The organism is Pseudochrobactrum asaccharolyticum (assembly GCF_003314995.1).
Classification (GTDB): domain Bacteria; phylum Pseudomonadota; class Alphaproteobacteria; order Rhizobiales; family Rhizobiaceae; genus Pseudochrobactrum; species Pseudochrobactrum asaccharolyticum.
On sequence record NZ_QNRH01000004.1, the window covers coordinates 256,434 to 279,649 of the forward strand.

Below are 23,216 nucleotides of genomic sequence, written 5' to 3' on the forward strand. Positions count from 1 at the left end.
AATACGCTTCATGGTTTTCTTCATACTTGTTTTGAATTACAGAAGCTTATGTCGATTTGGTCCAGCATTGCTGATTTTTTTACGCAGACGGCTTACAGCGCATTTTCCAATGTGATTGAAGCTGTTCGCACTTATTTCGAAGGCGATGCCGAAACACGTCGCCGCGTGGCTTTTTCCATCGCGATGATTGCTCTTTCTGCTAAGATGGCAAAAGCGGACGGTATTGTCTCCGAGCAGGAAGTGCGGGCGTTTCAGGATATTTTTGAAGTGCCTGAAAAAGAGGCGCATCATGTTTCGCGGCTTTACAATCTTGCCAAGCAGGATGTTGCCGGTTTTGAAAGCTATGCCGGTCAGATTGCCTCTTTGTGCCGCAGTTCGCAAACGGATGGTATGGAGGTTGGTTGCGATGCGCTGGCCGACGTGCTTGATGGTCTGTTCTATATCGCCAAAGCTGACGGCTATGTACATGACAAGGAAATGGCCTTTTTGCGCCGTGTGGCGGAAATCTTTGCGATAGAAGAAGATGAATTTTTGCTGATTGCCGGCCGGCATGTGAATTTAGGCCCTTCCGATCCCTATGCTGTGCTTGGATTAACCCGTGGCGTCACATATCAGGAAGCGAAGCAGCATTACCGTAAACTTGTGCGTCAGAACCATCCGGATCTGGTTATCGCGCGCGGTATGCCCTATGAGTTTCAGAAGATAGCCAATCACCGTCTTGCTGCGATTAATGCAGCTTGGGCGACTATAGAGAAAAAATTGGATCAGCATGACTATGCAGGATAATCAGATTGCAACCCGCGCTTTATTGAGCAAAGCTGATTACACGGATGCGATTATTGACGCTTCAGCCAATTTTGGCCCGCGCAAAGACGGCAAGACACCGCGCTTTCTGATCCTGCATTACACTGGGCTGGCAACCGCGCAGGAAGCGCTGGATATTCTGAAATGCCCAGAGCGGGAAGTTTCTGCCCATTATTTAGTGCATGAGGATGGGCAAGTTGTGCAGATGGTCGCAGAGAGCGAACGTGCATGGCATGCGGGTAACAGCTGCTGGAAAGGCGAGCGGGATATCAATTCAGCATCTATCGGTATCGAGATCGTCAATCCGGGTGTGCTGGAGAATTTCCCGCCATTCCCTGAGAAGCAAATTGAATCAGTGATTGCGCTGTGCCACTCGATTTGTGAACGCTACAATATCGCGCCGGAGCATGTACTTGCCCATTCCGATATTGCGCCGGAGCGTAAGATTGATCCGGGCGAGAATTTCCCTTGGAAAACCTTGTTTGAGGCCGGTATTGGTCATTGGGTTGAACCAGCACCAATCCGTGGCGGGCGTTTTTTTGCTATGGGCGACCGTGGTCAGCCGGTGGAAGCCTTACAATCCATGCTGGCCATGTATGGCTATGACATCATGATTAATGGCGAGTTCAATGAACAGACGAAGGTGGTTCTGAGCGCATTTCAGCGCCATTTTCGTCAAAATCAGATCGACGGCGTTGCCGATACCTCGACAATTGAGACTTTACACAGGCTGATTTCAACGATTTTACGTGAAAGCGTAACTAGCTGATTTTTAAAATAGCTTATTGTTTTTTGATAATTGTATTTCCGTTAATGTTACAGGTTTTTGCAATCTGTGATTTGTAGGAACAATCTTCGGCTGCAATCAGACGTCAGATACAACCTCAATTTCCTTGAGCAGATCTGACGATGGGGGCGGACTGTTTCCTTAAAGGAAGACGTTGAAAGATGGTTTTGCGTGAGCGCAAATCCTTTCGACGGATGTATACAACAGTTCCAACGGTAAGGTTTATGATTAAAAAATTAGGATTTTTATGCGCTCTTAGCGGAGCGATGGTTTCGTTCGCTCTTGCACCAGCTATGAGTGCGCCGGTACTCGAAAAAACAAACCTTGTGGATCTTCTGAAAGCGAAAAAAGAAGCTTCGGAAAAGACTTCCAAGAAAAGTGAGAAGACACAGAATAAATCTGATGCCAGCCGCACAGCCTATGAAAAGCAGGCTTCCGGTACTTCAGCGAAAATGCCGGTGATTGAGCGCCGTTCAGCACGTACCCGTATTGATCTGAACAAACAGATTAAAGGTCAGGCTGAAACCAAGCAGGCACAGGCAAGCAAATCCGCAAAGTCGGGTCGTCCATATTCTGCAATTATTGCCCGTTATGCCTCAAGCTATGGTGTGCCTTTGTCGCTGGCTCATGCCGTTGTGCGCCATGAGAGCAATTATCAGCCAAATGTTCGCGGTCGTGCCGGTGAAATCGGTCTGATGCAGATCAAGCTCGGTACTGCCCGTGGTCTTGGATATACCGGTTCCGCTAAAGGCCTGTATGATCCGGCAACCAATGTGCAATATGGTATGAAATATCTGGCGCAGGCTCACAAGCTTGGCGGCGGTACAACCTGCGGCACGATCCTGAAATATAATGCCGGTCATGGTGCCAAACGTATGAACCCGACATCTGCAAAATATTGCAGCAACGTTAAGACTTACATGGCCAAATTTTAAGCCTGTTTATATTCAGGCTCTGGCGGGACAAATGATGCGCCATAACCTAAATCTAAACAGCCCTTGTATGACAGGGCTGAGATTTTAAACAAAAGCTGGGTTTCCGGAACGGATACCCAGCTTTTTTATTGCGTTTTGTGACGGATACAGCCTATAGACGCTTGTCAGCCGGTCGGGCAGCCGCGCTTGTTCAATACCGAAAGGTGGCAAGTGAGGAAAGTCCGGGCTCCATGGAAACACGATGCCGGGTAACGCCCGGCGAGGGCGACCTCAGGGAAAGTGCAACAGAGAGCAGACCGCCTGCCATCGCCCGCAAGGGTATCGGGCAGGTAAGGGTGAAAGGGTGGGGTAAGAGCCCACCGCGCTGCCGGTAACGGGAGTGGCACGGTAAACCCCATCGGGAGCAAGACCGAATAGGGACGGCGCATCAGACTTCGGTCTGGTAATCAGTTTCCGGATAGCCGTCCGGGTGGGTTGCAAGAGGCGGGTGGCGACATCCGTCCCAGATGAATGGCTGCCGCGTCGGGCTGGTAACAGTCCGGCCATACAGAACCCGGCTTACAGACCGGCTGACACTTCTGTTTTAAATAATTGCCCGCATTGATGAGCGGTAAAAAGTGTCATTTTAACCGATGATAAAGCATAATTGCTTCCGTAAAATAACCCTTCCTTAATATTAATATTGGATAAATTATTCACGGCATATTGTGCGCTCTCACGGGCGTGCAGCCGAGTAACCATATAATACGGCAGCGGGCGGAGCGGTTTCTGTGCCTCCGTTGACGCCTACCTTGCCCTGGTGGTATTTTTTAATGCAGTTTGTTGCGTCCAGACTTTGTTCAGTTCCCAGACATTTTTTACTGCATCCGGCACAAGCTGGCATGCAGATTGCTGAAATCTGTGGTTGCGGTGATGATGCCTGCATAGAAGGATTTGCTGCTACTCAGTGCAATCCGGAAGGACAAGCAAAATAATGACAGGGCGGGATGAAAGCATGATCACAGGCGCAGATAACAATCAAACAGCTCAGATTGCCGATGGTGCCGTATCTTCCGGTGAAGAGGACTATTCCCGCCATATTCCGGTGATGCTGGAAGAGGTTGTGAGCGCATTGCAGCCGGAAGCCGGTAAGCTTTATGTTGACGGCACATTCGGCGCCGGTGGTTATACTAAGCGTATTTTGAAAACCGGTGCGGATGTTCTCGCCATTGACCGCGACCCGAACGCTATTGCTGCGGGACAATCCGTGGTTGCTGAGTATCAGGGGCGTTTGCGTCTGGTGCAGGCTCGCTTCTCCCAGATGGAAGAGGTGCTGAGCGATGTGCAGCCGGATGGTGTTGTGCTGGATATCGGCGTTTCCTCCATGCAGATTGATGAGGCTGATCGCGGATTTTCTTTCCAGAAAGACGGCCCGCTTGATATGCGCATGTCATCGCATGGCCTGAGCGCTGCTGATGTTGTTAATCAGTATAAAATGGGTGATCTGGCTCGAATTTTTAATTTTCTCGGCGAAGAACGTCATGCCGGACGCATTGCGCGCATGATTGAAAAACGTCGTGAAACTGAGCCTTTCAGCCGTACCCGCGATCTGGCCAATGCCATTGAAATGCTGGTCGGACGCCACCCGAAAGACCGTATCCATCCGGCGACACGCGTTTTTCAGGCGCTCCGCATCCATGTCAATGACGAGCTGGGCGAACTGGCACGGGCTTTGATTGCGGCAGAACGCTCGCTGAAACCTGGCGGTCGTCTGGTTGTGGTGACATTCCACTCACTGGAAGATCGTATTGTGAAGCGCTTCTTTGCTGATCGTGCCGGTGGTGGTGGCGGTTCGCGCCATTTGCCGGAAGCCCATATGCGTCATGGCAGTTTTAACCCTGCCGTTAAAGGCGCTGTGAGCGCCAGTGAAGAAGAATCCCTGCGCAATCCGCGCGCGCGCTCTGCTAAACTGCGCGCAGGCATCCGCACAGAACATCCGCCGCTTAAAGCGGATTATAGTATTTTCGGCCTGCCAACCCTGCCTGTTCTGCCAGAAACTGATAATGCGAAGAGGAAATCATCATGATGCGAACTATAGATATTATATTGATCGCAGTCATGCTGGTGGCCGCTACGGTGACTTATAAGATCAAGCATGATGCCGAAAAGCAGGTAGTTGAGATCAAGAAAATTCAGCGCCAGATTGCGTTTGAAAAAGACACAATCAATTTGCTGAAAGCGGACTGGAGCCTGATGACGCAGCCGAACCGTTTGCAGCGCCTGTCGGATATTTATCAGGCGCAGCTTAAACTGCAGCCGGTTGATGTGACGCAGATCGGTCTGTTCGACGATATTCCGATGAAACAGGCAGATGATATTGAAAAGCTGATTGGCGGCAGCGCTGATCTGGTGGCTTCGGTTGATTCAATGAGCACAGGCAGCATCGCACAGAGCACAGCAGCTCCTATGCGCATTGTTGTTCCGGGAGTGCGGCCATGAGTGGAAAAAAAGGCTGGTTCCGGCGTAAAAAAATTATATCCGATGCTGCTCCGTCTTTAGGACAGGCGCCGGAATTTGATGATGCCGTGCTTGAGAGCGAGCGCGGCATTGCCACTTCCCCGCTCAATGACAGTGTTGCCTTTGCCGGAAATCGCAAAAAACACGGAAACCGCGCCCGTAATCGTTTGATTATGGCGATTTCCTGCTTTGTCGGTATTTATGCCGTTATTGGCGGCCGTCTTGTTTATTATGGTCTGCAAGGCGGTGAGAATGACGGTTATCGCGCCGGTGCGGCGAGCACGCTTGCAGCAAGGCCGGATATTCTTGACCGCAATGGTGAAGTGCTGGCGACAGATATTAAGACTGCTTCGCTCTATGCTGAGCCGAAAAAGATTGCCGATCCGGATGAAACACTGGAGCTGCTGGCAACGGTTCTGCCGAATCTTGACTGGGAAAATACATATCGCCGCCTGAAAAGCGGTGCAGGTTTCGTGTGGATTCAGCGCGGTCTGACACCACGTCAGCAGAGCCAAATTATGGCGCTGGGTGTGCCGGGTATCGGTTTCCGCACGGAGAAATCCCGTTTCTATCCAGGTGGGCCGACCGCTTCCCATATTCTCGGTCTGGTGAATATCGACAATCAGGGTATTGCCGGTATGGAGAAATATATCGACAGTCAGGGTCTGAGCGATCTGCGTATGGCTGGCCTTGCCCAGCCGGATAATCTCGAGCCATTCCGCCTGTCGATTGATCTGCGCGTGCAGCATATTATGCGCGACGAATTGGTGCGCGCTGTTGAGAAATACCGCGCGATTGCTGCCGGTGCTGTGGTGCTGAATGCCAAGACCGGTGAAGTCGTTGCTATGGCTTCGGTGCCGGATTTTGATCCGAATAACCCGTTTAACGCATTGGAAAAAGACCGTCTGAACCGGATGTCTGCCGGTACGTATGAAATGGGTTCGACGATTAAGAGCTTTACCACAGCTATGGCGCTGGATTCCGGCAAGTTCAATCTGGAAAGCAAGTTTGATGCGACCCGTCCGATTACAATCGGTCGTCAGACGATCCGTGACTTCCACGGTAAAGCCCGCTGGCTGACTTTGGCCGAAGTGTTTATTTATTCTTCCAACATCGGTTCAGGTAAGGAAGTTGATGCGATTGGTATTGAAGGCCATCGCGAATTCCTGAAACGCGTTGGCTTGCTGGATCGTATGCAGACAGAATTGCCGGAAGTGGCACGTCCTGTGGAGCCGCGCGTCTGGAAGAAAGTACATTCCATCACCATTTCTTATGGTCATGGTATGATGACCACGCCATTGCAGACTGCGGTTGCCGCTGCGGCGCTGGTTAATGGTGGCAAGCTTATTCCACCGACATTCCTGCCACGCACGCAGGATGAAGCGAATGCTGTTGCCACACAGGTGCTGAAACCTAAAACCAGTGATGACATGCGTTATCTTTATCGTCTCAATTCCGAGATCGGCTCCGGCCGTCGCGCTGAGGTGAAAGGTTATCGTGTTGGCGGTAAGACCGGTACAGCGGAAAAAGTTATCAATGGCCGTTATTCGAAAGACGTGCGCTTTAACGCATTCCTTGCGGCTTTCCCTATGGATGACCCGACTTATGTCGTTTTGACCATTATTGATGAACCAAAACCGGAAGAAGGTAAACTTTCTGCGACCGCCGGACTCAATGCTGCCCCAATGGTTGCAAATATCATACGCCGGTCAGCTTCTTTCTTAGGTGTGTCGCCTGACTTTGCGCAAGACGGCGCGCCAATTCTGGCCGCTTATGAAAATGACTGATCTGAAACGGGTGTTGTCCTGATGTTGTTGTCCTTAAAAAGGAAATCATCAGGCAGAGTGAATGCAAAAATCGGGAACTGAATGGCATGAAACTTCAAAGTATCGCAGCCTATGTAAATGATATGGCAGACTCAGTTGCACAGACTGAGATATCCGGATTGAGTTCCGACTCCCGTACTGTTCAGAAGGGTACTTTGTTTGCTGCACTCAAAGGCGTAAAGAATGACGGCTCGGCCTATGCGGCAGACGCGGTTAAACGCGGTGCAGTTGCCATTCTCGCTGATGAAGATATGGACGCCAGCGGTATTTCCGTTCCGGTTTTGCGCAGCAAAGACCCGCGCCATGCGCTGGCAATGGCCGCTGCCGTTTTTTATGGCAAGCAGCCGCAGATTGTAACGGCAGTCACCGGCACCAGCGGTAAAACCTCTGTCGCTTCTTTCACCCAGCAAATCTGGGCCTATGCAGGTTTTGCTGCGGCGAGCATCGGCACGACCGGTGTTTTCTCACCGACACGCAATGAATATGGTTCGCTGACCACGCCGGATCCTGTGGAATTGCAGAAAGTTCTGGCAGAGCTAAGTGATGAAGGTGTGACCCATGCCTGTATGGAAGCCTCATCACATGGTCTGGATCAGTGCCGCTTGGATGGTGTGAAGCTGACAGCTGCTGCTTTTACCAATCTTGGCCGCGATCATATGGATTATCATCCGACGGTTGAAGATTACCTCAACGCAAAAATGCGTCTGTTTGATACGCTGTTGCCGAAAGGTGCTCCGGCGATCATTTTCGCGGATGATGTGTATTCTGCTCAAGCTATTGAAGCGGCGACTGCAGCCGGTTGTGCTGTCAAAACTGTTGGCCGTAAAGGCGATTTCATTACGCTGAAGCGCGTTGAACATGAGCGTCACCGCCAGCATATTGAACTGAAACATGACGGCAAAATTTATGAAATTACTCTGCCGCTGGCCGGTGATTTTCAGGTTGCCAATGCACTCGTAGCTGCCGGTTTGGCGCTGGTTTCCGGTGTTCCTGCGGATGCTGCTTTCCGCGCCTTGGAGCGTCTGAAAGGTGCGCCGGGTCGTCTGGATCTGGTAGGGTCAACAGAAGAGGGCGTGCCGGTTTATGTGGACTATGCCCATAAGCCTGATGCGCTGGAAAATGTGCTGACCTCGGTTCGTCCGTTCACCACCGGTCGTGTGATCGTGGTGTTTGGCTGCGGTGGTGACCGCGATAAGGGCAAGCGCCCGATCATGGGTGAAATTGCAACCCGTCTGGCCGATGTGGTGATCGTTACCGATGATAATCCGCGCTCAGAAGTACCGGCTATTATTCGCTCAGAAATTCTGGCTGCGGCACCGGATGCACTGGAAATCGGTGATCGTCATGAAGCTATCCGCCATGCTGTGCTGCTCGCACAGGCAGGTGATACAGTTATTATTGCGGGCAAGGGGCATGAAGAAGGGCAGACCATCAATGATGTGACATTGCCGTTCTCCGATCATGCTGAAGTTGCCCGTTCGCTTGAGGCGCGTTTTAAATGAGTGAAATTCTTTGGAAATCGGCAGACATGGTAAAAGCGATGGAAGGACGACCTGTCGGTCAGCTTCCTGAGGGCATTACCGGTATTTCGATCGATTCCCGCACATTGCGTAAAGGCGAAGCCTTTTTCGCTATCAAAGGCGATGTTTTTGACGGTCATGATTTTGCAACGGCTGCGATGGCGGCGGGAGCAGGTCTGCTGGTGGTAACAGAAGCGCGTTTGCCTGCTCTGGGTAAAATGCAGGTGCCGATGATTGTGGTGGATGATGTGCTGGCTGCACTGACCCGTCTTGGCCTCGCATCGCGTGCCCGCTCCAAAGCACAAATCATTGCCGTGACCGGTTCGGTGGGAAAAACCACCACCAAAGAAGCCCTGCGCCATGTGTTGTCAGCTTGCGGTAAGGTTCATGCCTCTGCTGCGTCTTTCAATAATCACTGGGGTGTGCCGCTGACATTGGCGCGGATGCCGGAAGATGCCGATTATGGTGTCTTTGAAATCGGTATGAACCATCATGATGAAATTCGCCCGCTGGTGAAAATGGTGCAGCCGCATGTGGCCGCGATCACGCTGATTGCGCCGGCGCATCTGGGACACTTCGCTAACCTCGAAGAAATCGCGGTTGCCAAAGCCGAGATTTTTGAAGGTGTTATGCCCGGCGGTTATGCTCTTCTCAACCGTGATGACAAGCGTTTCAAGCAGCTGGAAGCACTTGCAACTGCCGCCGGTGTCGAGCATATTGCTACTTTCGGTGAAAATGCCCGTTCGACCTATAAGCTCCGTGATCTGGTGATGAAGACCGATTGTTCCTGCATCACGGTATCCATTGCCGGACAGGAAGCGGCCGTGAAGATCGGCGCGCCGGGACGTCATATTGTGCAGAATATGTTGGCCGTTCTTGGTGCCGCGCATCTGGTGGGCGCAGACATGACGCAGGTCGTTTTGGCGCTGGGCACATTGCAGGCAGAGGCCGGTCGCGGTGCGCAATATCGTCTGCGCCACGGTGATGGCACTTTCACGCTGATTGATGAAAGCTATAATGCCAATCCGACATCTATGCGTGCAGCGCTTTCCCTTCTGGAAGCAACTGAACCGCAGCAACATGGCGAAGAGGTGGGACGCCGTATCGCCGTTCTCGGCGATATGCTTGAGCTTGGCAAACAATCTTCCAAACTGCACGGCGACCTGGCGCGGCCGATTGTCGATGCAAAAGTGAATATGCTGTTTATCGGTGGCGCACATATGAGTGCCCTGAAATCCGCAATGCCGGCAGAAATTCATGTTGAGTATCGGGAACATGTTGACGAACTGCTGCCACTTGTAGTCAAAGCAGTGCGTCCCGGAGATGTTGTGATGGTTAAATCGTCAAAGTCGATCGGCTTTGTGAAAATCGTCAATGCATTATTGAAAAAATATGCTGTCTCTGAGGCCGCAGAATAGTTTATAGCGGCTTTGTGATTTTCTTGCGAAATCGCTTTATCATCTACAGTCCTTGTGACTGCTTAAGAATAACAGGAACTAAACATTGTATTTTTCAATAAATGCAATGTGTTAAAGTGCCGATACCGACCGAAGGGCATTCACCCGATGCTGATGTTATTAGCCTCTGTTGCGGATCATTTGTCGTTTTTCAACGTCTTCCGCTATATTACTTTCCGCACCGGTGGCGCGCTGATTACATCAGCAATGCTGGTCTTCCTGCTTGGACCAAGCATCATCAACAGTTTGCGTGTACGTCAGGGGCGTGGTCAGCCGATCCGTGCCGATGGCCCGCAGACTCACTTCAAAAAAGCCGGTACCCCGACCATGGGCGGGTTGATGATCCTGTTTGGTGTGCTGGCCTCGGTCATGCTCTGGGGTAATCTTAAGAGCGTTTATGTCTGGGTTGTGTTGCTGGTGACGATCAGCTTCGGTGCCATCGGTTTCTACGATGACTATCTGAAGGTTACAAAACAGTCGGATAAAGGTTTTTCAGGTAAAGCCCGTCTGGGTCTTGAATTCATTATCGCGGCGATTGCTGCCTATGTCATTATGCGTACCGGTCAGGAACCGTTTTCTTCTTCGCTGACATTCCCGTTCATTAAAGGCATGTTGCTGGATCTGAGCTGGTTCTTCATTCCGTTTGCCGCTTTTGTTATGGTCGGTTCCGGTAATGCGGTTAACTTTACCGATGGTCTCGATGGTCTGGCGATTGTGCCGGTGATGGTGGCTGCGGCTTCTTTCGGCTTTATCGCCTATCTGTCAGGTAATGCGATTTTTGCTGATTACCTGCAAATCCATTTCGTACCGGGCACCGGTGAACTGGCAGTTATTCTTGGTGCGGTGATTGGTGCCGGTCTTGGCTTCTTGTGGTTCAACGCACCGCCAGCTGCGATCTTTATGGGTGATACGGGTTCGCTCGCACTGGGCGGTATGCTGGGTGCGGTTGCGGTTGCAACCAAACACGAAATCGTATTGGCAATCATCGGCGGCCTGTTCGTTATGGAAGCATTGTCGGTGATTATTCAGGTTGGCTGGTTCAAGCTGACCGGTAAGCGCGTGTTCCTGATGGCGCCGATCCATCACCATTTTGAGAAAAAAGGCTGGACGGAAAGCCAGGTGGTTATCCGCTTCTGGATCATTGCGATTATTCTGGCGATGATCGGCCTTTCAACGCTGAAACTACGTTAAAACTGAAAACATATGAGCTGCCTGTTAAACAGGCAGCTTCATTGTTTATAAAGGTGCCGGAGCGATAATCCGGCGAATATGTTTTTACAATATTGACTGAACGCATTGTCGACTGGCGGCCTGATCATGATCCCAACCCTGACCCTGAAAGATAAAACTGTTGCGCTGTTTGGCCTTGGCGGCTCCGGCATTGCAACAGCTAAAGCCATGCTAGCCGGTGGCGCTAAGGTTGTGGCATGGGATGATAATCCGGACAGTGTTGCCCGTGCGACCAGTGAGGGCATTACCACGCAGGATTTGCGTGATACTGATTGGTCTTCTTTCAGTGCTTTTGTGCTTTCTCCCGGTGTGCCTCTGACCCATCCGCAGCCGCATTGGAGTGCCGAACTGGCGCATCAGCGCCAAGTGCCGGTTATCGGTGATGTCGAGCTGTTCTGCCGTGAGCGCAATGCGGCGCTGGCTGCAGGCGATGATGTACCGTTTGTCGCCATTACCGGTACCAATGGCAAATCGACAACGACTGCCCTGATTGCGCATATTATCAAAGCGGCTGGTCGCGATATGCAGCTTGGCGGCAATATTGGCACGGCTGTATTATCGCTTGAAGCACCGGCTGATGGCCGCAATTATGTGGTCGAATGTTCTTCCTATCAGATTGATCTGGCGCCATCACTTAATCCTGCAGCAGGTATTCTGCTCAATCTGACGCCTGATCATCTGGATCGCCATGGCACAATGGAAAATTATGCCGCGATCAAGGAGCGGCTGGTTGCCGGCAGTGATACAGCTATCGTGGCGGTGGACGATGATTATTGCATTGCTATTGCAGACCGCCTTGAAAAGTCCGGCAAGAAGCTGATCCGTTTCTCGAAAGATCAGGTGCTTGCAGAGGGATTCTATGCGCAGGGTGCGGATATTTATCGTGCTGGTAATGGCAAGACAGAACTGCTGTTGTCGCTGGACGGGATCGGTTCGCTGCGCGGTGCGCATAATGCGCAAAATGCTTTGGCTGCACTTATTGCCTGTCTGACCGTTGGTCTGACGCTGGAAGATATTCGCGCAGGCCTGCGTAGTTTCCCCGGCCTTGCCCATCGTATGGAGCAGGTGGGACATCAGGGCAAAACCCTGTTTATCAATGACTCCAAAGCGACCAATGCGGAAGCAACAGCGCCAGCGCTGTCATCTTTCCCGAAGCTTTACTGGATTGCCGGCGGGCTGCCAAAAAGCGGCGGTATTGATAGTCTGCGTGATTTTTTTCCGCGTATTACCAAAGCCTATCTGATCGGTGAGGCCGCAGCGCAATTTGCTGCAACGCTCGGGAATGATGTGCCGTTTGAAATCAGCCATACGCTGGATGCGGCCATTGAACATGCGGCACAGGATGCGGCATTGGATACTGCAGATGAGCCGGTGGTGTTGCTGTCTCCGGCTTGTGCCAGCTTTGACCAGTTTCCGAATTTTGAAAAGCGCGGCGCGGCATTTCGCGATAAGGTGATGACGCTGCAGGGATTTGCACCAATAGGGAGAGCCGACTGATGGTTAGCCGCGTAGACAGAGGCCCTGTCGCCAATTGGTGGTGGACGATTGACCGTTACTTCCTTGCTGCCTGTCTGGCGCTGATGGGGCTTGGCATCTTGCTGTCCTATGCGGCAAGCCCTGCGGTGGCGGAGCGCATTGGTCTCGACAGCTTTCACTTTGTGGAACGTCAGATATTCTTCATGATCCCTGCGCTGATCGCGATGATCGGTACGTCCTTTTTAAGTCGCCGTCTTGTTCGTCGTTTCGCGCTGATCCTGCTGGGTGTTTCACTCTTGCTGATGGTGGCAGCACTGTTTTTCGGTATTGAGGTCAAGGGCGCGCGGCGCTGGGTATCGCTGGCCGGTATTTCCATTCAGCCGTCCGAATTTATGAAGCCTGCTTTTGTGGTCATTTGCGCGTGGCTGTTCTCGGAGCAGGAGCGCAACGGCGATATGCCGGGCAATCTGCTGGGTATGTTGTTGTTTGTGCTGGTTGCAGCCTTGCTGATGGCGCAGCCTGACTTCGGCCAGACAACACTGACAGCGGTCAGCTGGGGGGCAATGTTCTTCCTTGCCGGTATGCCGTGGATCTGGATTATTCTGCTCGGCGGTCTTGCCGGTGTCGGCGGACTGAGCGCCTATTTGTTCTTCCCGCATGTGGCCGGTCGTATTGACCGCTTTATGACTGGCGAGGGCGATACGTTTCAGGTTGATAGCGGCCGCGAAGCGATTATCAGCGGCGGCTGGTTCGGGCAGGGGCCGGGCGAAGGTACGATCAAGCGTATTATTCCCGATAGTCATACGGACTTTATTTTCTCTGTCGCGGCAGAAGAATACGGCATTATCCTGTGCATTCTGATTATGCTGCTGTTTGCTTTCATCGTTATCCGCGGGCTGGTTGTGGCGATGAAGGAGCGTGATGCTTTCACCCGTCTGGCAATCTCCGGTATTGTGATTTTGTTCGGCTTCCAGTCGATCATTAATATGGCGGTAAACCTGCATCTGATGCCTGCCAAGGGTATGACTTTGCCGTTTATTTCCTACGGTGGCTCGTCTCTGGTGGCGATTGCCGTGACCATGGGCTTCCTGCTGGCGCTGACGCGACAAAATCCTGAGCGGAGAATGTCTGCCTCGCTGAAGGGCGTAGGCGAACGTATTCCTGCGCTTTAAAAATTTAATGCTGAATTGAGCAGTTCCGACCCATGATTTCGGAACTGCGTGTTTAAAAAAATACAGAACGGATGATGATGACAAAAGGTGTTATCGTTTTGGCAGCAGGCGGTACCGGCGGACATTTGTTTCCTGCCGAAGCGCTGGCGCATGAACTGACAAAAGGCGGCTATGATGTGCATCTGGTAACCGACAAACGTGCGCAGCGCTTTGTGTCCGGTTTTGATGATCATCATGTGCATGTGGTGCGTTCTGCAACCATTGCCGGTAAAAATCCGGTTGCTCTGGCGAAAACTTTTTACAGTCTGTGGCAGGGCAATCTTGATTGTCGCAAACTGTTCCGCCGTTTGAAGCCAAAGCTGGTCGTCGGTTTTGGCGGCTATCCGACCTTGCCGCCGCTCTATGCAGCCTCGCGTATGGGTATTCCGACGATTATCCATGAACAGAATGCGGTGATGGGGCGTGCCAATAAGGGGTTGTCTGCCCGCGTGACAGCAATTGCCGGTGGCTTCTTGTCTGCGGATAGCGGTGTGCATGCAGCCAAAACCGTGCAGACCGGTAATCCGGTGCGCCCGACTGTGCTGACGCAGACCAATGTTGCCTATAAGCCTTCTGCAGAGCCGGATGTGTTCCGCTTTTTGGTGTTTGGCGGCAGTCAGGGCGCGCAGTATTTTTCGACCGTTGTTCCTGCCGCCGTTGCGCTGCTTGAGATTGATGAACGCGAAAGACTGTTTATCACCCAGCAGGCACGCCCGGAAGATGAAGTGATCTGTCGTAAAGCTTATGAAAAGCTCGGTGTTAAAGCGCAGGTTGCACCTTTCTTCGGCAATCTGCCGGAGATGATGGCACAGGCGCATTTTGTATTGTCGCGTTCCGGTGCTTCCACTGTTTCTGAGATTGCTGCGATTGGTCGCCCGAGTTTGCTGGTGCCGTTTCCGTTTGCGCTTGATCATGATCAGGCTGCGAATGCCGAAGCGCTGGCAAAGGCTGGCGGCGGTGAAGTGATCCGTCAGTCCGAGCTGAAGCCGGAAAAACTGGCGCAAATTCTGATTGCTGCGCTGAATGAGCCGCAAAGACTGGCAGATATGGCCGCACGGGCAAAAAGTTCCGGTCGTCCTGATGCAACACGGTTGCTTGCTGATCTTGTCGAGGCTATTGCAGCGGGATTGTCTGTTTCTGATTATAAGCAAGGAAAACGCGTATGAAAATGCCTCTGAATATTGGTCTGGTTCATTTTATCGGAATCGGCGGCATTGGCATGAGCGGCATTGCAGAAGTGCTGCATAATCTGGGCTATAAGGTTCAGGGCTCCGATCAGGCTGATGGTGCGAATGTGCAGCGTCTGCGTGATAAGGGCATTGAGGTTTTTGTCGGCCATAAAGCTGAGAATATCGGCAAGGCTGATGTGGTTGTGGTTTCCACCGCTATCCGCCCGAATAATCCGGAGCTGGTTGAGGCGCGTGAAAATCTGCTGCCGATTGTACGCCGTGCAGAAATGCTTGCCGAGCTGATGCGCTTCCGTCAGGCAATTGCCATTGGTGGTACGCATGGCAAGACCACCACAACCTCGATGGTGGCGACACTGCTTGAAGCCGGTCGTCTTGACCCGACCGTTATCAATGGCGGTATCATCAATGCCTATGGCACCAATGCCCGTATGGGTGAGGGTGAGTGGATGGTGGTTGAAGCTGATGAAAGCGACGGCACCTTCCTGAAACTGCCAGCCGATATTGCCGTGATCACCAATATCGATCCCGAGCATCTCGACCATTACGGTTCGTTCGATAATGTTCGTGCTGCCTTCCGTCAGTTTGTTGAGAATGTACCTTTCTACGGTTTCGGCGTGATGTGTCTTGATCATCCGGAAGTGCAGGCATTGGTAAGTCGCATCGAAGACCGCCGTGTGATCACCTATGGAGAAAACCCGCAGGCGGATGTGCGTTTCTCCAACCATCACATGGATGGTGCGGTTTCAGTATTTGATGTGGTTATCCGTGACCGTAAAGGTGAAACTGTTGAGATCAAAGATCTGCGTCTGCCGATGCCGGGTCGTCACAATGTGTCTAATGCGACTGCGGCGATTGCTGTTGCCCACGAACTTGGTCTGACTGCTGATGATATCCGCAAGGGTCTGTCCGGTTTTGGTGGTGTGAAGCGCCGCTTTACCCATACCGGCTCATGGAACGGCGTGGAAGTATTTGACGACTATGGTCATCATCCGGTTGAGATCAAAGCTGTGCTGAAAGCTGCCCGTGAAGCCGCGCAAAAGCGCGTGATTGCAATTGCACAGCCGCACCGCTTTACGCGTCTGGCGAGCCTGTTTGATGAGTTCTCAACCTGCTTTAATGATGCCGATACTGTTCTGATCGCGCCGGTCTATACTGCCGGTGAAGATCCGATTGAAGGCGTGACATCAGAAACGTTGGTGAGCAAGATCAAGACCGCTGGTCATCGCGATGCCCGTTATCTGGAAAATCCTGAGCATTTGCCTGAAATCATCAAAGGGCTGGCACAGGAAGGTGACTTCGTGGTGTTCCTCGGTGCAGGTAATATCACGCAATGGGCCTATGCATTGCCTAAACAGCTGGGTGGTACAAGCGCTGCCTGAGACAACATGTGCGGTTAGCGCTGTTTCATTTACTTGGCAGGATTTGAGGAATAATGCCTTGATCCTGCCGTGTTTTTCCTGACCTTATCCGAATTGTTATGACGCTTATAATCCGGAAAATTTGAAGTCCGGATTGCTTTAAGAGAGATGAGTAGAAATGGCTGTAAAGCTCGATGGTGAAGCGCTGCTCAAGCAGCTTGAAAAACCTCTGTCCGGTATTCGCGGACGTCTGACGCCAAATTCAGGTATGGATAAGATCACATGGTTCCGCGCAGGCGGCCCTGCTGAAGTTCTGTTCCAGCCTGCCGATGAAGATGATCTGGCGGAATTCCTGAAAAATGTACCGGAGGAAATTCCGGTGATGACTGTTGGTATCGGTTCCAACCTTCTGGTGCGTGAAGGCGGTATTCCGGGCTTTGTGATACGTTTGTCTGCCAAAGGCTTTGGTGAGGTTGAGCGTGTATCTGATACGCGTCTGCGCGCCGGTACGGCGACACCGGACAAGCGTGTGGCAGCAGCAGCACTTGAAGCTGAAATTGCCGGTTTCCATTTCTATCACGGTATTCCGGGCGGCATCGGTGGTGCCTTGCGCATGAATGCCGGTGCCAATGGTGTTGAAACCTGTGAACGTGTTGTGGAAGTGCGTGCGCTCGACCGTAAAGGTCATCTGCATATTCTGAGCAATGCGGATATGGGCTATGCCTATCGTCATTGCTCTGCACCGAAAGATTTTATCTTCACCTCAGCATTGTTTGAGGGGCCGCGTGGCGAAGCTGCAGCTATTCGCACTGCAATGGATGAAGTGCAGAACCATCGCGAGACTGTACAGCCGATCCGTGAGAAAACCGGTGGTTCTACTTTCAAAAATCCCGAGGGAACGTCCTCATGGAAAGAAATCGATAAAGCCGGTTGCCGTGGTCTGACCATTGGCGGCGCGCATATGTCGACCATGCACTGCAATTTCATGATCAATGGCGACAATGCCACCGGTTATGATCTGGAGCTGCTGGGCGAGACTGTACGCAATAAAGTACGCGCTAATTCGGGTATTAAACTGCACTGGGAAATTCGTCGTCTCGGCCAGTTCCTTGAAGGGCGTGAAGTTACCGAATTTTTGGATTAATCATCCTGTTTATTTCAGCAGTTGCCTCCTAAACGGAAAGCTGCAGGCTATCTTTAACGTCACCGCTGTTTTCTTCATTTGAAGAGGGCAGCGGTGATTTGTTTTTGTGGGGTTGAAATCATGGTTTTTGAGGTGATTTGCCCCTGTCAAGAGTCTCACCTTTGCATTTTGCTAAAATAAATTTCCGAACTAACTAATTAATGAAAAACCTTAATAAATCAGTGGTTTCCGATAAAAATGATTCGGGTGCTTTCAACGTAATATTTTGTAAGGGCTTGCCATAGAATCAACTCTCTGATTCTTATAGTGAACAAGCGTTAGTGATTTGGGTCGGCAAGTTAATTTTGCCTTGGGGTTCTGCGGAAATCTTCCGCCGGAGCGCTGTATGATTGTCTCTGAGTTCGGGGAGGTTCGGACTTTCAGTCATGCAGAACTCGAGGGGTATTTTTAATGAGTTTGGCGTATCTGCATGATGCGCACGAACCGGCTTCGGCGGGTTTGAAGTGTTTTTTGTTTTATGTGTATCAGCTTTGCTGGCAGAGGGGACATGGTTAAAATGACAGGTAAACATGTTGCTGTCTTGATGGGCGGGTTTTCATCGGAGCGTCCGGTGAGTCTTTCTTCCGGTGCGGCTTGTGCCAAGGCGCTTGAAGAGCAGGGCTATCGCGTAACGCGCATTGATGTTGATCGCAATGTTGCTGCTGTTTTGACTGAGCTGAAGCCTGATGTGGCGTTTAACGCTTTGCATGGTCCTTTTGGCGAAGATGGTGCCATTCAGGGCATTCTTGAATATTTGCAAATTCCTTACACACATTCCGGCGTGCTGGCCTCGGCGCTGGCAATGGATAAGGCGCGCGCCAAGCTGGTGGCAAGCGCTGCCGGTGTGGCTGTTGCTCCATCGCGTGTGATGAACCGCTTCGATATCGGGAATGAGCATCCGATGCAGCCGCCTTATGTGGTGAAGCCGGTTCGTGAAGGCTCGAGCTTCGGTGTAGTGATCGTGCGCGAAGGCCAGAGTGCCCCGCCGCAGATTCTTGGCTCCGATGAATGGAAATACGGCGATGAAGTTATGGTCGAGCGCTATGTTGCAGGGCGCGAACTGACCTGTGCCGTGATGGGTGATCGTGCACTTGGTGTCTGCGAAATCATTCCGCTGGCACATTCTTTCTACGATTATGACTCAAAATATGCAGATGGTGGCTCGCGACATGAATGTCCTGCGAAAATTTCACCAAATATTTACCAAAAAATACAAATAATGGCACTTCAGGCACATCAGGCGGTCGGATGTCGCGGCGTGAGTCGTTCCGATTTCCGGTTTGATGAGAATGGCTCCGGTGATGGTGAGCTGATCTGGCTTGAAGTGAATACACAGCCGGGCATGACGCCGACCTCTCTGGTGCCGGATATTGCCAAGGCTGAAGGGTATTCATTCGGTGAGTTGTTGAGCTGGATGGTGGAGGATGCCTCGTGCATGCGTTAAAAACGAGATCTGACAGAAGTGATCATGATGCGATGATGTCCCGTACATCTCTGTCGCATAGTGGTGCTTTTGTTCTGCCACGTTTTCTTCGTAAGCCTTTTCGTATTGCCTCGCGCCTGTTTGGCGGCGGGGTCAATATACCTCGCTATGCCGGTACTCTGGGGCTGGTCAGCTTTCTGGGTGCCACCGGCATCTATGGTATGATTGTCGGCGATCATACCCATACTGTTGTTAAGGCAACTGCCTCAACTTTCGGTTTTGCAATCGAGAGAGTGAGCGTTGCCGGTAATAACGAAACATCTGAAATTGATATTCTGGAAAAGCTTGGTCTGGACGGGGAAACATCCCTGATCGGTTTCAATGCTGATGAGGCGCGTCTGGCTATTGAGACGCTGCCTTGGGTTGCCGGTGTTGAAATCCGCAAAGTCTATCCGGGTTCGGTCGTGGTTTCTCTGGAAGAGCGCAAGGCATTTGCACTCTGGCAAAGCGGTCGTGAATTGCTGGTTGTTGATGAAGCGGGTAAACCGATCGTACCGCTGAATGGATCCCGCTACGCTTCACTGCCGCTTGTTGTCGGTGAGGGCGCATCTAGTCGGGGTAAAGCCTTCATTGAAACTGTAGCAGCTTATCCTGATCTGGCCGCTAAAGTGCGTGCCTATGCGCGTGTCTCTGATCGCCGCTGGGATTTATTGTTTGATAATGGTGTACGGGTTTTATTGCCGGAACAGGACGTGAAACGCGCTCTGGCTGAGGTTGAAACCCTGCAACGGACTAAAAATATTCTGGGTCGGGATATTCTCAGCCTCGACATGCGGTTGGATGACCGTGTGACAGTGCAGCTTACGCCAAGCGGTATGGAACAGCGTGAGAAAATGTTGAAAGACCGCGAAAAGGCTGCCAAGGCAGCGGGTAGGCGCGCATGAGTATCTGGTCTTCAAAAAACACTTCCGGTTCCGCATCTTCAGGTCGCCGTACGCGACTGCTGACTGTGCTTGATGTTGGTTCTTCTAAAGTTTCCTGTGTGATTGCCCGTTTGCGCCCTAGAGATGAGAGTGCATTCCTGCCAGGTCGTACTCATCGCATGGATGTTCTGGGTATCGGCTACCAGAAATCACGCGGTGTTAAATCCGGTGTTGTGATTGATCTGGACGCAGCGGAACAGTCGATCCGTCTGGCCGTTGATGCGGCTGAACGTATGGCCGGTCTGACAGTTGAATCGCTGATCGTGAATATTTCTTCTGGTCGTCTGAAAAGCGAAACTTTCAATGCCAGCATTGATCTGGGCGGCCACGAAGTCGAGAAAACCGATATTCGCCGTGTGCTTGCTGCCGGTGCGAAACAGGCTTTGCAGGCAGAGCGTCATCTGGTTCACTCTTTGCCGATTGGTTACACGCTGGACAGCGAACGCGGTATTCGTGATCCGCTGGGCATGCTCGGCGATACGCTCGGCGTAGATATGCATGTGCTGACTGCTGATAGCGCACCTTTACGCAATCTGGAGCTCTGCATTAACCGTTGCCACCTCTCGGTCGAAGCGATTGTTGCCACCCCTTATGCAAGCGGTCTGGCGGCTCTGGTGGATGACGAAGCGGAAATGGGCGCGGCCTGTATTGATATGGGCGGTGGCACCACAACGATTTCCGTATTCTCGGAAGGCAAATTTATCCATGCAGACGCCATTGCCATTGGCGGTATGCATGTAACAATGGACGTGGCGCGCGGGTTCTCCACCCGCATGGAAGATGCTGAACGTCTCAAGGTTATGTATGGCTCGGCGCTGCCAAGCGCTGCCGATGACCGGGATATGATCAGCGTGCCGCCGATTGGCGACGACGACCGTGATGTGCCGAACCAGTATCCGCGTTCTGTTCTGACCCGTATCATTCGTGCCCGTGTTGAAGAAACACTGGAGCTGGTTCGTGATCGGCTCAATGCTTCGGGGCTGGGGCATATTGTCGGTAAACGTGTGGTGCTGACAGGTGGCGCAAGCCAGCTGACCGGTATGCCGGAAGTTGCACGCCGTATTCTGGCGCGCAATGTCCGCATCGGACGGCCGTTAGGAATTGCGGGATTGCCGGAAGCTGCTAAGGGCTCCGCTTTCTCGGCAACAGTGGGCCTGCTGATTTATCCGCAGGTTGCAGGTATTGAGGAACGCTCGGTTCGGGCTGCTTCCGGCGGACGCCTTATAGGGTCCGGCGGACGTATCTCACGGGTCGGCCAATGGCTGAAAACAAGTTTTTAATTAGAGAGGTATCGCGGCTTTCCTGAGGAGTAAAATTGAAGGAAAGCAGTTTTGAAACAAGGGTTTGAGATTTTTCATTTCTGACCCGATTACACTCTGGGCTTTTTGCCAAATCATGGTAAATGACCAGATAATTTCAAAATGCAAACGCGGTTCCTTTCAGGGTAAATGCGTACAAAAAAACAAATCAGAATACGGCACCGCGGCGGCGAAGCGGTGAAAGGCAAAAGGAACGAAACTGATGACAATCAATCTGCAAAAGCCGGATATTACCGAGCTTAAGCCGCGCATTACCGTTTTCGGTGTCGGCGGCGGCGGCGGTAACGCTGTCAACAACATGATCAACGCGGGTCTGCGCGGTGTAAATTTCGTTGTCGCGAATACTGACGCTCAGGCTCTGACCATGTCCAAGTCTGAACGCATCATTCAGCTGGGCGCAGCTGTAACTGAAGGTCTGGGTGCAGGTTCCCAGCCGGAAGTTGGTCGCGCTGCTGCAGAAGAGTGCATCGACGAAATCAATGATCACCTGAACGGCACGCATATGTGCTTTGTAACCGCCGGTATGGGTGGTGGCACAGGTACAGGTGCAGCACCGGTTGTTGCCCGCGCAGCGCGCGAAAAAGGCATTCTGACCGTTGGTGTTGTGACCAAGCCTTTCCACTTCGAAGGCCAGCGCCGTATGAAAACGGCTGATATGGGTATCGAAGATCTGCAGAAGAATGTTGATACTCTGATCGTCATTCCGAACCAGAACCTGTTCCGTATTGCGAATGACAAGACCACCTTTGCTGACGCTTTTGCGATGGCCGATCAGGTGCTCTATTCCGGTGTTGCCTGCATCACCGATCTGATGGTTAAAGAAGGCCTGATCAATCTGGACTTTGCTGACGTGCGTTCCGTAATGCGCGAAATGGGCAAGGCAATGATGGGCACCGGCGAAGCTTCCGGTGACGGCCGTGCGATCGCCGCTGCTGAAGCTGCTATTGCGAACCCGCTGCTGGATGAAACCTCCATGCGCGGTGCACGCGGCCTGCTGATCTCGATCACTGGTGGCCGTGACATGACCCTGTTTGAAGTTGACGAAGCTGCTACCCGTATCCGTGAAGAAGTTGATCAGGACGCTATGATCATTCTCGGCGCGACCTTCGATGAAGGTCTCGAAGGTGTGATCCGTGTTTCTGTCGTTGCGACCGGAATCGATAAGCAGATCGGAGACGCGGCGCCTGCGCCGCTGGAATTTCGCCAGCCAGCGAAGCCAGTAGCTAAACCAGCTGCGCCTGTTGCACAGGCTCCGATCCAACAGCCGGCAGCACAGGCCCAGCCTGTAGCACAGCCAGCGCCTGCACAGCAGTCCCTGCATCTTGGTGAAAGCGAGCAGCGCTCCTATGCACCGCCTGCAGCATCCGCTGAAGCAGATTTCCAGCCGCAGAGCCGTATTTTCCAGGCACCTGCACCGGATATGATGGAAATGCGCCAGCAGCCAGTTGCACCACGCCCGCAGATGCAGGCACCGGTTCAGCCACAGATGCAGCAGCAAACTGCACATAATCTGGCACCGCAGCCACAGTTCCAGCCGCAGCAGCACATGGATCCTGTTCTGGCTCCGCAGCAGCGTCAGGCTCCGCGTATGCCTAGCGTTTCGGACTTTCCTCCGTCGGTTCAGGCGGAAATGAATGCCCGTTGCGCACCAGCTCCGCAGCAGGCAGCACCTGCACACGAAGAACGCGGTCCGCTCGGTCTGCTGCGCCGTCTGACAGCCAGCCTGTCCCGTCGCGAAGACGAGCAGCCAACCGCTCGTCTGGAACCAGCGCAGAAACGCGAAATGCCAGCGGCTCCGATGCAGGCACGTGGTCCGGAACAGCGTCGTCCGCTGTCGCAGGATGCGTCGATCTACGCACCGCGCAACGGTCAGCTCGACAATCAGGGCCGCGCACAGCCGCGCGTGGCTTCTGAAGATGATCAGCTTGAAATTCCGGCGTTCCTGCGCCGTCAGGCCAACTGATCAAATAACTACCTTTTGCTTTAAACTTCACCGCGTTCTGCCAAGAACGCGGTGT

18 protein-coding genes and 1 other RNA gene are annotated in these 23,216 nt (G+C 52.3%); all 19 read left to right on the forward strand.

Translation table 11 applies throughout. From position 1 onward, the window contains the following. Positions 1 to 48 precede the first annotated feature (48 nt). The 19 genes from DFR47_RS12375 to ftsZ all read left to right on the forward strand — a co-directional run bounded on the left by DFR47_RS12375 (position 49) and on the right by ftsZ (position 23,161). On the forward strand, positions 49 to 786 hold the full coding sequence (locus tag DFR47_RS12375) for a J domain-containing protein (RefSeq protein WP_113944731.1): 738 nt from the start codon (positions 49 to 51) through the stop codon (positions 784 to 786). Further along, complete coding sequence (locus tag DFR47_RS12380) at positions 770 to 1,573, forward strand: N-acetylmuramoyl-L-alanine amidase (protein ID WP_113944732.1); 804 nt, start codon at positions 770 to 772, stop codon at positions 1,571 to 1,573. Before DFR47_RS12375 ends, DFR47_RS12380 begins: the two co-directional genes overlap by 17 nt. A 242-nt stretch (positions 1,574 to 1,815) precedes the next feature. Next, positions 1,816 to 2,526, forward strand: coding sequence for a lytic transglycosylase domain-containing protein (locus tag DFR47_RS12385; RefSeq protein ID WP_113944733.1), 711 nt, complete (start codon positions 1,816 to 1,818; stop codon positions 2,524 to 2,526). 164 nt (positions 2,527 to 2,690) lie between these two features. Next, positions 2,691 to 3,103, forward strand: an RNA gene (gene rnpB / locus DFR47_RS12390) — RNase P RNA component class A. A gap of 417 nt (positions 3,104 to 3,520) precedes the next feature. Then, the gene (rsmH, locus tag DFR47_RS12395) at positions 3,521 to 4,591 is read left to right on the forward strand and encodes a 16S rRNA (cytosine(1402)-N(4))-methyltransferase RsmH (RefSeq protein WP_113944998.1); all 1,071 of its coding nucleotides are present in this window, start codon (positions 3,521 to 3,523) and stop codon (positions 4,589 to 4,591) included. Further along, positions 4,588 to 5,004, forward strand: a complete 417-nt coding sequence (ftsL, locus tag DFR47_RS12400) for a cell division protein FtsL (protein WP_113944734.1) — start codon at positions 4,588 to 4,590, stop codon at positions 5,002 to 5,004. The genes rsmH and ftsL overlap by 4 nt, the downstream gene beginning before the upstream one ends. Further along, the gene (locus DFR47_RS12405; protein ID WP_113944735.1) at positions 5,001 to 6,809 is read left to right on the forward strand and encodes a peptidoglycan D,D-transpeptidase FtsI family protein; all 1,809 of its coding nucleotides are present in this window, start codon (positions 5,001 to 5,003) and stop codon (positions 6,807 to 6,809) included. The genes ftsL and DFR47_RS12405 overlap by 4 nt, the downstream gene beginning before the upstream one ends. Before the next feature lie 86 nt (positions 6,810 to 6,895). Further along, complete coding sequence (locus tag DFR47_RS12410; protein ID WP_113944736.1) at positions 6,896 to 8,350, forward strand: UDP-N-acetylmuramoyl-L-alanyl-D-glutamate--2,6-diaminopimelate ligase; 1,455 nt, start codon at positions 6,896 to 6,898, stop codon at positions 8,348 to 8,350. Further along, entirely contained in the window at positions 8,347 to 9,786 is a 1,440-nt protein-coding gene (locus DFR47_RS12415; RefSeq protein WP_113944737.1) for a UDP-N-acetylmuramoylalanyl-D-glutamyl-2,6-diaminopimelate--D-alanyl-D-alanine ligase, read from the forward strand. The genes DFR47_RS12410 and DFR47_RS12415 overlap by 4 nt, the downstream gene beginning before the upstream one ends. A 147-nt stretch (positions 9,787 to 9,933) precedes the next feature. After that, a complete protein-coding gene (gene mraY, locus DFR47_RS12420; RefSeq protein ID WP_113944738.1) occupies positions 9,934 to 11,016 on the forward strand; it encodes a phospho-N-acetylmuramoyl-pentapeptide-transferase in 1,083 nt (360 codons plus the stop codon). Positions 11,017 to 11,142: 126 nt separating this feature from the next. Then, the gene (gene murD, locus DFR47_RS12425; protein WP_113944999.1) at positions 11,143 to 12,552 is read left to right on the forward strand and encodes a UDP-N-acetylmuramoyl-L-alanine--D-glutamate ligase; all 1,410 of its coding nucleotides are present in this window, start codon (positions 11,143 to 11,145) and stop codon (positions 12,550 to 12,552) included. Continuing rightward, positions 12,552 to 13,703 (forward strand): putative lipid II flippase FtsW, encoded by a 1,152-nt coding sequence (gene ftsW, locus DFR47_RS12430; RefSeq protein ID WP_113944739.1) that lies wholly within the window; start codon positions 12,552 to 12,554, stop codon positions 13,701 to 13,703. Before murD ends, ftsW begins: the two co-directional genes overlap by 1 nt. 77 nt (positions 13,704 to 13,780) lie before the next feature. Further along, positions 13,781 to 14,908 (forward strand): undecaprenyldiphospho-muramoylpentapeptide beta-N-acetylglucosaminyltransferase, encoded by a 1,128-nt coding sequence (murG, locus tag DFR47_RS12435; protein ID WP_113945000.1) that lies wholly within the window; start codon positions 13,781 to 13,783, stop codon positions 14,906 to 14,908. Beyond that, on the forward strand, positions 14,905 to 16,311 hold the full coding sequence (gene murC / locus DFR47_RS12440) for a UDP-N-acetylmuramate--L-alanine ligase (protein WP_113944740.1): 1,407 nt from the start codon (positions 14,905 to 14,907) through the stop codon (positions 16,309 to 16,311). Before murG ends, murC begins: the two co-directional genes overlap by 4 nt. 157 nt (positions 16,312 to 16,468) lie before the next feature. Continuing rightward, a complete protein-coding gene (gene murB, locus DFR47_RS12445; RefSeq protein WP_113944741.1) occupies positions 16,469 to 17,434 on the forward strand; it encodes a UDP-N-acetylmuramate dehydrogenase in 966 nt (321 codons plus the stop codon). Between the two features lie 556 nt (positions 17,435 to 17,990). After that, positions 17,991 to 18,917: a D-alanine--D-alanine ligase gene (locus tag DFR47_RS12450; RefSeq protein WP_113945001.1), complete on the forward strand. Its 927-nt coding sequence runs from the start codon at positions 17,991 to 17,993 to the stop codon at positions 18,915 to 18,917. Then, on the forward strand, positions 18,905 to 19,840 hold the full coding sequence (locus tag DFR47_RS12455; RefSeq protein ID WP_374788311.1) for a cell division protein FtsQ/DivIB: 936 nt from the start codon (positions 18,905 to 18,907) through the stop codon (positions 19,838 to 19,840). Before DFR47_RS12450 ends, DFR47_RS12455 begins: the two co-directional genes overlap by 13 nt. After that, positions 19,837 to 21,159, forward strand: a complete 1,323-nt coding sequence (gene ftsA, locus DFR47_RS12460) for a cell division protein FtsA (RefSeq protein WP_113944742.1) — start codon at positions 19,837 to 19,839, stop codon at positions 21,157 to 21,159. The genes DFR47_RS12455 and ftsA overlap by 4 nt, the downstream gene beginning before the upstream one ends. A 241-nt stretch (positions 21,160 to 21,400) precedes the next feature. Further along, positions 21,401 to 23,161: a cell division protein FtsZ gene (gene ftsZ, locus DFR47_RS12465; protein ID WP_113944743.1), complete on the forward strand. Its 1,761-nt coding sequence runs from the start codon at positions 21,401 to 21,403 to the stop codon at positions 23,159 to 23,161. Positions 23,162 to 23,216 lie beyond the last annotated feature (55 nt).

Bases quoted from the DNA above. Each gene is read 5' to 3' on its own strand.
- ftsZ (WP_113944743.1), top strand. From the start codon at position 21,401: ATGACAATCAATCTGCAAAAGCCGGATATTACCGAGCTTAAGCCGCGC.
- DFR47_RS12385 (WP_113944733.1), top strand. From the start codon at position 1,816: ATGATTAAAAAATTAGGATTTTTATGCGCTCTTAGCGGAGCGATGGTT.
- mraY (WP_113944738.1), top strand. From the start codon at position 9,934: ATGCTGATGTTATTAGCCTCTGTTGCGGATCATTTGTCGTTTTTCAAC.
- rsmH (WP_113944998.1), top strand. From the start codon at position 3,521: ATGATCACAGGCGCAGATAACAATCAAACAGCTCAGATTGCCGATGGT.
- ftsA (WP_113944742.1), top strand. From the start codon at position 19,837: ATGAGTATCTGGTCTTCAAAAAACACTTCCGGTTCCGCATCTTCAGGT.
- DFR47_RS12415 (WP_113944737.1), top strand. From the start codon at position 8,347: ATGAGTGAAATTCTTTGGAAATCGGCAGACATGGTAAAAGCGATGGAA.
- DFR47_RS12450 (WP_113945001.1), top strand. From the start codon at position 17,991: ATGACAGGTAAACATGTTGCTGTCTTGATGGGCGGGTTTTCATCGGAG.
- DFR47_RS12380 (WP_113944732.1), top strand. From the start codon at position 770: ATGACTATGCAGGATAATCAGATTGCAACCCGCGCTTTATTGAGCAAA.
- ftsL (WP_113944734.1), top strand. From the start codon at position 4,588: ATGATGCGAACTATAGATATTATATTGATCGCAGTCATGCTGGTGGCC.
- DFR47_RS12405 (WP_113944735.1), top strand. From the start codon at position 5,001: ATGAGTGGAAAAAAAGGCTGGTTCCGGCGTAAAAAAATTATATCCGAT.
- murD (WP_113944999.1), top strand. From the start codon at position 11,143: ATGATCCCAACCCTGACCCTGAAAGATAAAACTGTTGCGCTGTTTGGC.
- murC (WP_113944740.1), top strand. From the start codon at position 14,905: ATGAAAATGCCTCTGAATATTGGTCTGGTTCATTTTATCGGAATCGGC.
- DFR47_RS12410 (WP_113944736.1), top strand. From the start codon at position 6,896: ATGAAACTTCAAAGTATCGCAGCCTATGTAAATGATATGGCAGACTCA.
- murB (WP_113944741.1), top strand. From the start codon at position 16,469: ATGGCTGTAAAGCTCGATGGTGAAGCGCTGCTCAAGCAGCTTGAAAAA.
- ftsW (WP_113944739.1), top strand. From the start codon at position 12,552: ATGGTTAGCCGCGTAGACAGAGGCCCTGTCGCCAATTGGTGGTGGACG.
- DFR47_RS12375 (WP_113944731.1), top strand. From the start codon at position 49: ATGTCGATTTGGTCCAGCATTGCTGATTTTTTTACGCAGACGGCTTAC.
- murG (WP_113945000.1), top strand. From the start codon at position 13,781: ATGACAAAAGGTGTTATCGTTTTGGCAGCAGGCGGTACCGGCGGACAT.